Below are 12,809 nucleotides of genomic sequence, written 5' to 3'. Positions count from 1 at the left end.
GAGTTCGCTTTTTCTTGGGTACAGTGTTATTCATAAAATAAGTCTAAATTGTGTAAACTTATTTCAGGACGGGACAAATAATATTTAAAAAGTCAAAGTTTATACTTTGACTTTTTTTATTCGTTAAAAATGGCAACAGCTCTAACGGGTGAACCAGTACCACCTCTTATTTTTAAAGGTAATGCTATAAAACGAAATCTTCCTCTACCAATAAGCTTATGAAGATTAATCATATTTTCATAATGAGTAAATCCCATTTCTCCACAGATATAATGTACTTCTTTATTTGAAATTTTAGGAACACCTGGTGACATAGTTTCTACACCAAAAGCTGAAATTTCATGATTTCCTAACCATCTAGTACATTCAGCAGTTATTCCAGGTCCGTTTCCCCAATTTTCAGTATTAAAAGCCTTTCTATAATGGTCTGTATAAATTAATACAGTATCTCCTTTATTTATTGATAAACTCTCTTTTTCTAAGGCTTTTTTTAAGTCATTAGAAGTAATTAATTCTTTAAAACCTTTGTGAGAAAGATCTAAACATAATCCTTCTGTATAAAACATAGAAAGTGGCATGGTATCAATAGTTTTTCCTACATGTTCTTTTGCCATATGGTTTATAGCGTCAACATGAGTTCCAGTATGTTCACCAAGTTCTAACTTGTAAACAGCAGGAGTTTCAGTCGTAGGATTAATCTCATCATTCCATTCTTCGTGCGTATTATGTATCTGCATTTTTACTTGTGGTAAACTTTTAAATACAGGCATTCCTTCATATATCTCTTGGCTGAGATCTATTATTTCAACCATTCAATTCAATTTTTACATTAAAGTTTTCTAGTTCTCTTAAGTAATTTTCAGGAATAAAATCATCTCTATCAAACTCGTCTTGTCTTGTTTTTTTCATTTCTGTACGTTTTATTGCTTTTAAAAAACGTTTTATTTCAAGTTCGCTGTTTAAAATTAAACCAGGTACAGGTACATTTTTTCCATTATCGTCTTTTGCAACCATAGTAAAATATGAAGAATTGCAATGTTTTACATTTCCTGATTGAATATGTTGTGATTCAACTCTAATTCCTACTACCATAGAAGTTCTTCCTACATAGTTAATAGAAGCTTTCATGGTTACCAGTTCACCAACTTCGATAGGATTTAAAAAATCAACGGTATCTACAGAAGCAGTAACACAGTATGTTGAAGAATATTTAGATGCACAAGCAAAAGCAATTTGATCCATTAAATTTAAAATATAACCTCCATGAATTTTTCCACTAAAGTTAGCGTGAGAGGGTAACATTAATTCTGAGATCGTAATTCTCGTCTCTTCTACGTGTTTGTATGTTTTATTCATCTTTCTTAGATCTTAAACCACTAAAGTGAGGAGAGTTTTCTTCTTCTACTTTAGTTATAAAATATTTAGTGTCACCAAGCCAAAAAAACTTTCCAAATCTTTCTTTATAGGTTAGTTTTACGTATCGGCCTTGATATTTTTTAAGATTTTTGATTGCCTCTTTTTCTTTATCTTCTACTGAAAAACTGAAAATTTGAGCTCCAGAAATCCCTTGACTAATTTCTCCTTCCCATGTTTTAATAGTAATTCCTTTTCTACTAAATTTTATTAATTCTCCAGAACGAACACCTTCACTGTAGGGAACGTAATAAATAAAAGTGTAATAAGCTACAGCTAACAATAGAATAACTGAGAGAATTGTAAATAGAATTTTTTTCATAAGACAAAATTATGATTAAAAATATTTCTATTTAAAGAGACAGCAAAATAAAAGTTGAATTAACCAATATTTAACGGAATTTTCAAAGCTTTTTTTTCCCTTTTTAAATGCTTTTTTTTCTTTTTAACTATTTTAATAGTTTTAAAATCAGGTTTTTGAATACTTTGCTTTGTGATTTGCAATACTTAAGGTTTATTTAATTATATTTATTAGTAACCAAATATTTAAAAATGAAAAACTACATTAAATTACTAACTATTTTTCTCTTGTTATTAAGTTATAGTTTATTCTCTCAACAAGAAAATTCAGCTATTTTTTCAATAGCTCGTTCTGGAAGTTTAACTGATTTAAAAACAATATTAGAAAAAAAGCCAGAATCAATTGATCAAAAAAATATGTCTGGTTATACACCTCTTATTTTAGCTTGTTACAGTGGTAATAACGAAGTAGCAAAATATATTATAGATAAATCTAATAATATCGATTTAAGTAATGGTTATGGAACTGCTTTAATGGCTTCAGTTGTAAAAGGCAATGAAGAATTGGTTACATATTTATTATCTCACAAAGCAGATGTAAATATTTCAGATGACAATGGAACAACAGCTTTACATTATGCTGTAATTTTTAATTTAGAAAAAATAGCCGAAAAACTAATTAATTCTGGAGCAAAATATAATTTAAAAGATAATCGTGGTAATACAGCAAAAGATTATGCGACTTTAAAGAATAACCAAAAAATATTAACTCTATTTAAAAACTAAATTATGGTAAGAAAATTACTCTTCTTTGTTACACTAATTTCTAGTGTAACATTTGCACAAACTTTTTCAACTGGAACTCAAGTTTTGAGTGGTAATCTAAGTATTAACTTAGAAACTGATGCAACAACAACAACTTTAATTTTAACAGGACCTTCAAATGCTTGGTTTGCGGTTGGGTTTGATGAAAGTGCAACAAATATGTTAAGTAATTCAGATGTTTTCAGAACAGATGGAACTACTATAACAGATGCAAGAACTGTTGGAAATCAATTACCACCAGCAGATACTAGTCAAGATTGGAATTTAGTATCTAATACAGTATCAGGAGGTGTAAGAACAATAACAGCTACAAGAGCAAATAATACTGGAGATGCTAACGATTTTGTCTTTAGTAATAGTGCAGGTAGTATTGATATTATTTGGGCTTTTGGAGCGTCAACTACTTATGCGTATCATGGATCTTCAAATAGAGGCGCAACTACTTTAGGTGTAACTTTAGGAAAAGAAGATTTCGAAACTTTGGCTTTTGAAGCTTTCCCAAATCCTGTATCTAATAATATGAATATAGAATTACCTTTTGATGTAGATTCAGCTAAAATTGATGTTTACGATTTCTCTGGTAGAATAATTAAAACAGGAGAAGTGTCCCAGTCTGAAAAAGAAATAGATTTTTCAGGTATTGGAACTGGTTTTTACACGCTAGTTATTAGATCAGAAAATAAATTAGGAATAAAGAAAATCTTAAAAAAATAGCAGAAATTTAAAACGTTTATATTAAAACCGATTGTGAGTAACAGTCGGTTTTTTATTGTAAGTTTGTGCAGCTTCAAAAAAAGAATTAAAATGAATTATATCTTATTTGATGGAGATGTGAGAACTTCTCTTTTACCATTTACATATACTAGACCTGTAGCCGATATTAGAGTAGGTATTTTAACCATTAGAGAAAAATGGGAAAAGTATTTAGGATTAACAACAACTACAATTACCGAAGAGTATTTAGAAGAAAAATATCCTATGGTAGAAATGGAAGAAAACATCATGTTAAATGCTTCTTTTTTACCAACTCCAGAATTAGTTAATATGGTAGAAAATTTAAAACAAAATGAAGCCATTTTTAAAGGAGAAGATGTAATAGCATTTTACAGTGTAATTGATCAAGAAGAAGTTGATTTTGATAGTTATACACAAATAGAGTTTGAAGAGAATATTATAAAGATTAATAATACTTGGGATATTTTCTCAAATAACGATCAAGCAATTCGTCAAGATTTTGAATTATTAACCGAAGGAAGAGAATCTCAACCTATTCCAGATACTGTTCAATGTATTGGTAGAGAAAATATTTTTATAGAAGAAGGCGCCAAATTAACTTTTGCGACTTTAAACGCTACTACCGGACCAATTTATATTGGAAAGAATGCAGAAATTATGGAAGGTGTTGTTGTTCGTGGAGCTTTAGCAATGTGTGAAAATTCAGTATTAAAACTTGGAGCAAAAATTTATGGAGCAACAACTCTAGGTCCGTACTGTAAAGTTGGTGGAGAAGTAAATAACTCTGTGTTATTCGGATATTCGAATAAAGGACACGATGGTTTCTTAGGGAATTCTGTATTGGGGGAATGGTGTAATTTAGGTGCAGATACAAACAATTCTAACTTAAAAAATAATTACGCAGAAGTTCGTTTGTGGAGTTACGAAACTGGAAGATTTGCTAAAACTGGATTACAATTTTGTGGTTTAATTATGGGAGATCATTCTAAATGTGGAATAAATACAATGTTTAATACAGGAACAGTTGTAGGAGTTTCTGCAAATATTTTCGGAAGCGGGTTTCCAAGAAATTTTGTTCCGTCATTTAGTTGGGGAGGAGCTTCGGGTTTCACAGAATATAAGATGAATAAAGTAAATGAAGTAGCTGAAGTTGTAATGAAAAGAAGAAATATAGTTTACGATGAGCTAGAACAAAAGATTCTTTCAGCTGTGTTTGAACAATCTCAACAATACAGAAATTATTAATTTCTTTAAAAAGAAATTGATAATGTTTCTAAAGAAAAATTGATTTATTCAGAACAAAATTCTATACTAGAATTAGAAAGGTTTTAATAAATACTTAATGGTGTTATTAATTCATAAAACAAAAAAGCTTAGAAATTATTTCTAAGCTTTTTTGTTTTATGATAGTGATTATGTTAATCAATTTTATCTAAAAGCTTTTTTGCTTTATTGTAATTGTAATTTTTAGTATCAGATGTAATTTCTAATAAAGCTACTTTTAATTTAGTTTTATCATCAGTTTTTAAATGAGTTAAAGCTAAATACCAATTCGCTTTCTTAGCTTGTAGCGTATTTGAGTTTTTAAGTAAATCAAATTGTTTTTCAGCATTATTAATATCATTTAAAGCTAAATAAGAAAAACCACAAAATGAATAAGACAGTGGATTCACTTCAGCGTTACTTTCTTTTTGATATGCTAAAAGAGAATTTACAGCGTCAGAATAATTTTTTTCCTCAAAATATAATTGTCCCTTGTTAAGTAAATTATTAGCATCGTTACGATCAATAGTAGATGGAAAAGCTTTAATTTCTTCTTTATAATATGTGTCGAAAAGTGCTGAATTATCGTAATTCTGTTTAAAAAATGTGATATAGGAAACAGAAACTAAAACTAAAATTGAAGCAGCGATACTAAGCTTTGTATATAATTGGCGAATCCGAGGTGTCTTTGAAGACTTAGAATTTGCAACAACATCTTGTATTACAGATTTTACATGTATAATTTCATCACTTTTTAAATATTCTTGAATATCTTGAGCTCTTTGTGTTTTTAAGCTTGAACGATCATTAAAAGACCATTCATCTTCATCATAAATCGATCTCATTTCTTTTTGCAAAAGAAATGTTCTATTTAAATCTTCATCTATTGTTAATTGATTTTCAAAAGTAGCTTTTTCATCAGCATTCATTTCTCCATCAAAATACCGATCTATTTCCTTTATAAAATCTGTCATAATCCTTTTAATTCTTGATACCTAAAATCACTTTGAATGGCTTTAGTTAGTTGTGCTTTACAATTAAATATACGTTGTCTTACTACATTATCAGATTTATAACCTAACTCAGAAACAATCTTTTTATAAGGAGTTTTCTTAAAAAATAATTGTAGTAATTTCTTACAATTATCAGAAATAGCATGAAGCATTTCTTGAAACAATTCCCATTTTTCTTGTTCTAATACAGAAAGGGTTAAATCTTCCTCTTCGTTTAGATGTTCAAAAATAGTAGCATTTGTTACCTTCTTTTTTCGTTTATTTAATTCGCGCTTCCATAAATTAGAGGCAGCAACATATAAAAAACCATCTATAGTGCTATTAATTACGAATGGTTTCGTCTTGTAACGAGAAATAATTTGGATCAATACTTTTTGAAAAATATCTTCAGCATCTTCAGTATTACCATTATTTTTTATGACGTAACTTTTAATTTTAGGAAAAACAGAGTTGTACAAACCTTGTATAACTTTTCTGTTTCCTATGGTTATCTCTTTTATAATATCTGATGGAGTTTCTAACATCCTGATAAAAATGACATTTTTATTATTTTTTTACTTTTGCTGGTAACTTTTTTAGTTTGTGGGGAACTAGATAATGAATAAAGCAAAATAAAATGAAAAAAATAACTGTACAAATTGTAACAGCTATATTATTATGGTCAAATATAAGCTGTTCTAACGAAAAGGAATTAGTAATTGATGAACAATCACAAAATATTGTCCTAGAATTACCAGAAAACGCAATAAGTTTAAATGAAATTATCAATAATCTTAAAGAAGAACTAGGGGAAACTTCAACAAGTGAAAGATTAATAAATAGCAATTTAGGAGGAGCTGATAAGTTAGGAGATGATCCTATTTTTTATGAGAAGTTTTTTGTGGTTTATCCAAGAGATTGGACAACTGCAGATAAATTTGGATTTTATCAGCGAGAAAGAATGAAGCATGTAGAAATATTTATTGTAACTAATTCATGCGAATATATTGATACTTGGTATATACCTAGTAAAAATGTAGATGATTCATTTAGAGATAGAGCTAAGAATTTAATTGTAGCCTCTAATTCAGGTTTAAATGGAAGCGGAAGTAGCTCAGAATTAGAAGGTGATGGCCCACAATTACCTCCAAATATGGCTGAGGTTTATTACAAATCATGTAAAGAGATACCTGTCTCATTGATCCATAATAACTAAAAAACCAAAAGCAATGAAAAATAGAATATATTTTATAGGGGTAATTTTCTTATTAATCAATTTTTTAATGAGTTGTTCTAATGAAGATAATATAGATAACAACATTTATTTAGAAACAGAGTTTAATGAGAATATTGTAACAGAATTACCAGAAAATGTAATTAGTTTAGATCAACTTATACATGATTTAAGTGCTAAAAACGAGTCGAGTAAATTATCTAACAAAGGTTTAGGAGGAACAAAAGGATTAACTGATGATGATTTAATTTTTCACGAGAAGTTTTTTGTGGTTTATCCTACTAATTGGACATCTTCGAACAAGTTTGGATTTTATCAACGAGCAAGAATAGAGTTAGAAGGAGAGATTTATGTTGAACCAAATGATTGTGAATATGTAGATACTTGGTATATACCGAAGACTTTTAGTTTTAAGGATAAAAACAGTAAAAAGAATTTAATTGTAGCCTCAAATTCTGGACTTAAAGGAGGTGGCGGAAGCAATGGAAGTCAAGAAGAAGAAGAAGATGGACCAAAAGATCCGACAGATTACTTTAAGTCTTGTAAAGAAATTCAAATTTCAGCATATCAAAATAATTAATTTAAAAAGCTACTATGAAAAATAAAATAAGTACACTTCTTGTAATATTCTTGTCATTAAGTTTAATGATAAGTTGTTCTGATGAGACTGTTATAGATGAGAATACGCATTTAAATACAGTTATTAATGAATATAAATTATCAGATTTGCCAGACAATGTAGAAGATTTAGATAAAATAATTGCAAAACAAAGAGAAGAGTTAGGTATAAAATCTCAACAAAAGGAAATGTCTAGTAGAAATTCTTTTCCGTCTTATAATTTAGATTATAATTTTTATACTTATCAAAAGGTTTTTGTAGTGTTTCCAAAAGATTGGAATCAATTTAATTATAATCATTTTTTAAGTGGAATGAGGATAAAATTTGGTAATATAAAAGTAGAGCCCAATAATTGTGATTACATAGAAACGTGGTATATACCTAATAAAAGTGCTAATCCATTATTACCTTTATATGACAGATCAAAAAATTTAATTGTAGCTTCTAATTCAGGTTTAAATGGAAATACTCAACAACAAGAAGATGGGCCACAATTGCCTCCACCTTTTACTTCTATAGAAGGTGATTATTATTCTTCTTGTGAAGAAATTCCTTTGTAATAATAATTTAATAAAACATCATCATGAGAAATACTATAAATTACTTTTTCTTAATTCTTTTATCATTTTCATTAATCATTGGCTGTTCAGATGAATCAGAAGTTGCTATTGAAGGAAATCTTATAACTGAATTGCCTGAAAATGCAATTCGTTTAGATAATTTAATTTTAGAGATGCAACAAAAATTAGGAGTTGCAAAATCTGAAAGAAACTTATTTCATAAAGGTTTAGGATCTTCTGATAAATTAGGAAATGATATTTTTTATGAAAAAGTATTTGTAGTATTTCAAAAAAGTTGGACTATAGCAGATAAGTTACAATTTTATGAAGCAATGAGAGATAGGGAAGGTGGAGAAATATTTATTGTTCCTGATACTTGTGAGGATATTGACACTTGGTTTGTTTCAACAAAAGCAACAATTCCTGGAAGAGATAGAGAAAAAAACTTAATTGTAGCATCAACAACTACAATTAGAGGAAATGAAGATAATACTGAAGAAGATGATGATGGTCCAAAAGGAAGCCTAATAGTTTTTAATTCTTGTGAAGAAATACCACTTGATGAATATCAAAAAAACTAAAAAATAGAGTTTAGCTTTTTAATTTTCTATTATTGTAAATTAACAAACTATTTTAAGCCTGTAGGTCTAAGAAAATAATTTTAAAGTTAAAATTTCGTTAGACTAACTAAATTTAAAATATTTTTGATTAATTTATACATGATTAAGAAAATTCAGGATAACCTAGAAATTAGTAATACTTACTTAAAAAGTAAACAGAATAATATACAATTTAAGAAGAGTGCATTTATGTTACTCTTCTTTTGTTTTCTATTAACGAATAAAAGTTTTGGTCAAGCAGTATCTCAAAAATTCGATTCTATAATTTCACTATCATCTACAAGTGAAGAAAAATTAACACTATTCGATGCTTTATTTAAAGAATATGAAAAGCAAAATAATTTTAAACAATTAGGAGAAGATAGTCACGAGTTAGCAAAAAAGTTATATAAAGAAGATATTAATAAAGCTGTTCGTTTTAATGAAATTGCTATAGCATCTAAATTAAAAGTGACACCATTAGATTCGTGTTCAATTAAAAAAAGTTATTATAACGCAGGTTTCTATAACAAAAAAAATAAAGCATTTGAAAAAGCGATTGATGGTTATAAGAAAGTTTTACAATTTGAAAATTGTGATGATTTTAATGCTAGTGCAAAACGTAATTTGGCACAATCTTATTTAAAATTAGCAGACTTATATTTTGAAGCCAATGATTATTTTTTAGCAAGTTTAAATTATGAAGAAGCATTAAAAAAATTTAATTCTACAAATCAAGTAGATATTATTAATACACATTTAAATGTTGCTACAACGTATAAAAACTTAAGAAACAAAGAAGCGGGAAAAAAAGCTATTAATCATCTTCATACTGCAGATTCATTATATAATTTACTACCAGAAAAAGAAGATCAAGCCGAGTTTACCATTTACAACAATTTAGCAGGTTTATATTCTTTATATGGTTCAGATTCAGAGAAGACATTTAAATATTACGATAAAGCTTCTAAAGTTTTAAAAAGGTTAAATAACCCTCAGCAATCTCAATTATTCTATTTAAATCTTGGATTTACTTATGAAAAAATAGATTTAGAAAAGTCTAAAACTTATTTTGAAAAATCACTAGAATTCAAAGAAGCAAATCAAAATTTTTTAATTAGAACATATATAGGTCTGGGGACAAATGCATCTTTAAGTCAAGATTACCAAACTGCTCAAAGTTATTTTTTAAAATCATTGTCTTGTATTTTTAATAACAAACAGATAAAAGAATCAGATGTTATCTCAGATCAACAATTAAAAGAAGTTCAAGATAAAGAAGTCTTATTAGAATTATTTAGAAGTCAGATTGAAAATTGGGATCGTTCTTTAAAAAACGAAATTACTAAAGAAAAAATCTCATTAATTCTGAGTAAAACTATGCTTAGTGACAGATTAGTGAATATTATGTTGAAAGATGATTTATCTTTTAGTACTAAATTATTACTTCGTGATTTAGCTTCTGAAATTTATATACTTGCTTTAGAAGCGTGTTATCAAATCAATGATATTGAAAAAGCTTTTTATTTTGCTGAAAAAAACAAGGCTTTATTATTAATTGAAGATATAAAAAGACAAAATAAGGTTGAAAAAGATACGACTAATGTTGTAGCTAAAAACTATTTTAATAACCCAATTCAAACGGAAATACGTTCTTTAAATGATGTGAAACTAAATGAAAATGAAGTTGTTTTACATTATGTTATGGCAGAAAGATTAATAGGTAAAGTTCCTAATACTTATTTAATTTTTATGTCAAAGAATCTAAATAAGATTTTAAAAATAAAAGAGGTTGATCAACTCATCTCAAATACTAAACTGTTACGAGAAAAATTAGAAAAACCATTCACCAGAACAGAAGATATAGAATCTTATAAAAAGGTATCAAATTCAATTTATAAAACTCTTATTCCAAACGAGATTCAAAAGGAATTGATAAGTAAAAAGATTACCATACTTGGAGATCATTTAATAAATTTTATACCTTTTGATGCTTTAGTAGTAAATACCAACACATTCACTTATTTTATTGAAACTAATGAAATTTTATACGATTATTCATTAACGTTTCAAAAAGAAAATGAAAATGTAATCAGAAACGCTTCTAAACAGTTTTTAGGAATTGCTCCTGAAAATTTTGAAGGAAATTTAGTGTCACTTAAAAATAGTGGCCAAGAAGTTGGACTAGGAGAGAAGTACTACAGTGGAACAATTTTAAAAGGAAAGGAAGCTTCTAAAGAAAACTTTATAAATAAAGCTAAAGATTATAAAATTCTCCATTTAGCAACTCATGCAGACGCTTCAGATGATAAAAGTCCTTGGATTGCTTTTAATGATCAAAAAGTAAATTTGCAAGAATTAAACTCTATTGGTAATAATGCAGATTTAGTAGTATTGAGTGCTTGTAATACTTCATTGGGAAAAATTAGTAGAGGAGAAGGAGTAATGAGTTTGGCAAGAAGTTTTTTTAGTACAGGAGCAAAAGCAGTAGTTCCATCTCTTTGGTGTACAAATGATAAAGCTATAACAAACATAACTTCTAATTTTTATAAAAATTTAAGTGAAGGAAGAACCAAATCACAAGCTTTAAGAGAGGCTAAATTGAATTACTTAAAAACAAATACAGATGCAGAAGCTTCACCTTATTATTGGGCTCCTTTAATAATGATTGGAAATAGTAATGGTATTAAACCTGAAACCAATTATATATTCATATATATAGTATTAGGTTTAATTCTATTGTTGTTATTTATCTTTCTGTTTAAGAAAAGAATCAAATAATACTGATTTATAAAGGCTTGGGATATTATCCAAGCTTTTTTGTTTCAGTTTATTAGTTCAAAAATGCTAGTATTTTAAATTACTTAAATACAAGAAATAAATTTTTGGCACGCTACTTGGTATTATGTAAGTGTATATCAAAATAATGATATGCATTTAAAATCAAATAGTATGAAGAAATTTGTTTTACTAGTTACGGGAATTTTATTAGCAACATTTTCAGCTAATGCGTCAGAAACGAGTGCAAATACAACAGCACGTTATTATAATTACGGTAAATCATTCATCTTTAATGAAGGCGGAGTAGAGTTTGCTGTATATCCAGACGGACAATTCGATTTTTATTTAAATAATTCAAGAAGAGGCGTAAATATAAACGTTAATGGACCAGGAGTCAATATTAGTTTTAATTCAGGTTATAATTATGATGCATTTGTACAATATGATGATTATGGAGCAGTAGTACAGATTGAAGATATTCCAATTTTTTATGACCACTACGGAAGAATTGCTCAAGCAGGAGATGTTTTCATACGTTATAATCGTTGGGGACGAGTATCTAGAGTTGGAGGATTATTTGTAAACTATAATACCTATGGAGATTTTTTAAACTGTTCAGGTTATATTAATAATTATAACAGATATTATGTATACAGACCTTACCACAGATATTTTTCTGTACCAGTAGTAGATAGATGTGTAGTTTGGGACCGTCCTTACAGAAGATTTTATTCACCATACAGATTTTCTTATTCAGTATATAGAAACAATTATTACAATGGGTATTATGCGAGATCTTATAGAAATAGAACTTACTGTAGACCAGGTGTAACGGTAAGAAACTTTAATAGAGGTAGAAGGGTAGCTAATGCTAGAAATATAAGATACAGATCAAGAGATAGTAGAAGAACTATGTATCAAAGAAATGATCGTAATTACAGTAGAATTAATAGAAACAGTTCTAGAGTAGCTAGAAACACAAATAGAAGTATTGATAGATCTCGTACTATTACTAGAAACACAAGAACAGTTTCTAGAGATAGAGGAACGACTAGAAATATTTCTAGAAATAGAGCTCAAGTTAATACAAGAAATAGAAATTCTGTAGCGAACAGATCTAATTCTAAGAGTAAAAAATATAAAAGCATTACAAGAAAAGTTCAACCTAAAAAAACAAGAGGTTACTCTAAAACAAGAACAGCAAGTACAGTAAAAAGAACTCAAAATACGAGATATAAAAATAGAGGAAACTCTACAAGAACAAAAACTAAAGTTACTAGAAGTGTAAGTTCTAATAGATCAAAAGGAAATACTTCAAGATCTAGAGTAGTAAGAAGTAGAAGATAGATATAAGATCGTTATTTGAAGATTGCTAAAAGGCCACATTGTATAATGTGGCTTTTTTAGTTTTAAATGTCCCGTCCTGAAATAAGTTTACACAATTTAGACTTATTTTATGAATAACACTGTACCCAAGAAAAAGCGAAC

Annotated in this window: 14 protein-coding genes; 9 read left to right on the top strand and 5 right to left on the bottom strand. The window is 28.0% G+C overall.

The features are described 5' to 3' along the window. Window positions 1–116: 116 nt before the first annotated feature. The 3 genes from Q1A46_RS20460 to Q1A46_RS20450 are packed head-to-tail and all read right to left on the bottom strand — an operon-like array spanning window position 117 to window position 1,735. Window positions 117–812 (bottom strand): cyclase family protein, encoded by a 696-nt coding sequence (locus Q1A46_RS20460; protein ID WP_299683463.1) that lies wholly within the window; start codon window positions 810–812, stop codon window positions 117–119. Continuing rightward, window positions 805–1,356, bottom strand: a complete 552-nt coding sequence (locus tag Q1A46_RS20455) for an acyl-CoA thioesterase (protein WP_299683461.1) — start codon at window positions 1,354–1,356, stop codon at window positions 805–807. The genes Q1A46_RS20460 and Q1A46_RS20455 overlap by 8 nt, the downstream gene beginning before the upstream one ends. Beyond that, window positions 1,349–1,735 carry a 6-phosphogluconate dehydrogenase gene (locus tag Q1A46_RS20450; RefSeq protein ID WP_299683459.1) on the bottom strand — a complete coding sequence of 129 codons (387 nt, stop codon included), beginning with the start codon at window positions 1,733–1,735 and terminating at the stop codon, window positions 1,349–1,351. The genes Q1A46_RS20455 and Q1A46_RS20450 overlap by 8 nt, the downstream gene beginning before the upstream one ends. Window positions 1,736–1,965: 230 nt before the next feature. On the opposite strand from Q1A46_RS20450, the gene Q1A46_RS20445 reads away from it, so the two are divergent. The 3 genes from Q1A46_RS20445 to Q1A46_RS20435 all read left to right on the top strand — a co-directional run bounded on the left by Q1A46_RS20445 (window position 1,966) and on the right by Q1A46_RS20435 (window position 4,518). Continuing rightward, window positions 1,966–2,499 (top strand): ankyrin repeat domain-containing protein, encoded by a 534-nt coding sequence (locus tag Q1A46_RS20445; RefSeq protein WP_299683457.1) that lies wholly within the window; start codon window positions 1,966–1,968, stop codon window positions 2,497–2,499. A 3-nt stretch (window positions 2,500–2,502) separates the two neighbouring features. Next, window positions 2,503–3,252: a T9SS type A sorting domain-containing protein gene (locus Q1A46_RS20440; protein ID WP_299683455.1), complete on the top strand. Its 750-nt coding sequence runs from the start codon at window positions 2,503–2,505 to the stop codon at window positions 3,250–3,252. Window positions 3,253–3,342: 90 nt separating this feature from the next. Beyond that, window positions 3,343–4,518 (top strand): GlmU family protein, encoded by a 1,176-nt coding sequence (locus Q1A46_RS20435; protein ID WP_299683453.1) that lies wholly within the window; start codon window positions 3,343–3,345, stop codon window positions 4,516–4,518. A gap of 173 nt (window positions 4,519–4,691) precedes the next feature. Here Q1A46_RS20435 and Q1A46_RS20430 read toward each other — a convergent pair whose 3' ends face one another. Further along, window positions 4,692–5,510 (bottom strand): tol-pal system YbgF family protein, encoded by an 819-nt coding sequence (locus tag Q1A46_RS20430; RefSeq protein WP_299683451.1) that lies wholly within the window; start codon window positions 5,508–5,510, stop codon window positions 4,692–4,694. Then, window positions 5,507–6,073 carry an RNA polymerase sigma factor gene (locus tag Q1A46_RS20425; protein ID WP_299683449.1) on the bottom strand — a complete coding sequence of 189 codons (567 nt, stop codon included), beginning with the start codon at window positions 6,071–6,073 and terminating at the stop codon, window positions 5,507–5,509. Before Q1A46_RS20425 ends, Q1A46_RS20430 begins: the two co-directional genes overlap by 4 nt. 92 nt (window positions 6,074–6,165) lie before the next feature. Between Q1A46_RS20425 and Q1A46_RS20420 the strand changes: the two genes are divergently transcribed. The 6 genes from Q1A46_RS20420 to Q1A46_RS20395 all read left to right on the top strand — a co-directional run bounded on the left by Q1A46_RS20420 (window position 6,166) and on the right by Q1A46_RS20395 (window position 12,668). After that, on the top strand, window positions 6,166–6,744 hold the full coding sequence (locus Q1A46_RS20420) for a hypothetical protein (protein WP_299683447.1): 579 nt from the start codon (window positions 6,166–6,168) through the stop codon (window positions 6,742–6,744). 13 nt (window positions 6,745–6,757) lie between these two features. Next, on the top strand, window positions 6,758–7,342 hold the full coding sequence (locus Q1A46_RS20415; protein WP_299683445.1) for a hypothetical protein: 585 nt from the start codon (window positions 6,758–6,760) through the stop codon (window positions 7,340–7,342). Between the two features lie 14 nt (window positions 7,343–7,356). Next, window positions 7,357–7,941, top strand: coding sequence for a hypothetical protein (locus Q1A46_RS20410; RefSeq protein ID WP_299683443.1), 585 nt, complete (start codon window positions 7,357–7,359; stop codon window positions 7,939–7,941). 23 nt (window positions 7,942–7,964) lie between these two features. Then, a complete protein-coding gene (locus Q1A46_RS20405; RefSeq protein WP_299683441.1) occupies window positions 7,965–8,522 on the top strand; it encodes a hypothetical protein in 558 nt (185 codons plus the stop codon). Between the two features lie 138 nt (window positions 8,523–8,660). Continuing rightward, the gene (locus Q1A46_RS20400; protein WP_299683439.1) at window positions 8,661–11,321 is read left to right on the top strand and encodes a CHAT domain-containing protein; all 2,661 of its coding nucleotides are present in this window, start codon (window positions 8,661–8,663) and stop codon (window positions 11,319–11,321) included. 171 nt (window positions 11,322–11,492) lie between these two features. Continuing rightward, window positions 11,493–12,668, top strand: a complete 1,176-nt coding sequence (locus Q1A46_RS20395; protein WP_299683437.1) for a hypothetical protein — start codon at window positions 11,493–11,495, stop codon at window positions 12,666–12,668. Window positions 12,669–12,809: the final 141 nt, after the last annotated feature.

The sequence above is a fragment of the uncultured Tenacibaculum sp. genome (genome assembly GCF_947502995.1).
Classification (GTDB): Bacteria; Bacteroidota; Bacteroidia; order Flavobacteriales; family Flavobacteriaceae; genus Polaribacter.
Note: the sequence above shows the minus strand (reverse complement) of the source record. Positions and strands in the feature narration are given on the sequence as shown.

Bases quoted from the DNA above. Each gene is read 5' to 3' on its own strand.
- Q1A46_RS20460 (WP_299683463.1), bottom strand. From the start codon at position 812: ATGGTTGAAATAATAGATCTCAGCCAAGAGATATATGAAGGAATGCCT.
- Q1A46_RS20455 (WP_299683461.1), bottom strand. From the start codon at position 1,356: ATGAATAAAACATACAAACACGTAGAAGAGACGAGAATTACGATCTCA.
- Q1A46_RS20450 (WP_299683459.1), bottom strand. From the start codon at position 1,735: ATGAAAAAAATTCTATTTACAATTCTCTCAGTTATTCTATTGTTAGCT.
- Q1A46_RS20445 (WP_299683457.1), top strand. From the start codon at position 1,966: ATGAAAAACTACATTAAATTACTAACTATTTTTCTCTTGTTATTAAGT.
- Q1A46_RS20440 (WP_299683455.1), top strand. From the start codon at position 2,503: ATGGTAAGAAAATTACTCTTCTTTGTTACACTAATTTCTAGTGTAACA.
- Q1A46_RS20435 (WP_299683453.1), top strand. From the start codon at position 3,343: ATGAATTATATCTTATTTGATGGAGATGTGAGAACTTCTCTTTTACCA.
- Q1A46_RS20430 (WP_299683451.1), bottom strand. From the start codon at position 5,510: ATGACAGATTTTATAAAGGAAATAGATCGGTATTTTGATGGAGAAATG.
- Q1A46_RS20425 (WP_299683449.1), bottom strand. From the start codon at position 6,073: ATGTTAGAAACTCCATCAGATATTATAAAAGAGATAACCATAGGAAAC.
- Q1A46_RS20420 (WP_299683447.1), top strand. From the start codon at position 6,166: ATGAAAAAAATAACTGTACAAATTGTAACAGCTATATTATTATGGTCA.
- Q1A46_RS20415 (WP_299683445.1), top strand. From the start codon at position 6,758: ATGAAAAATAGAATATATTTTATAGGGGTAATTTTCTTATTAATCAAT.
- Q1A46_RS20410 (WP_299683443.1), top strand. From the start codon at position 7,357: ATGAAAAATAAAATAAGTACACTTCTTGTAATATTCTTGTCATTAAGT.
- Q1A46_RS20405 (WP_299683441.1), top strand. From the start codon at position 7,965: ATGAGAAATACTATAAATTACTTTTTCTTAATTCTTTTATCATTTTCA.
- Q1A46_RS20400 (WP_299683439.1), top strand. From the start codon at position 8,661: ATGATTAAGAAAATTCAGGATAACCTAGAAATTAGTAATACTTACTTA.
- Q1A46_RS20395 (WP_299683437.1), top strand. From the start codon at position 11,493: ATGAAGAAATTTGTTTTACTAGTTACGGGAATTTTATTAGCAACATTT.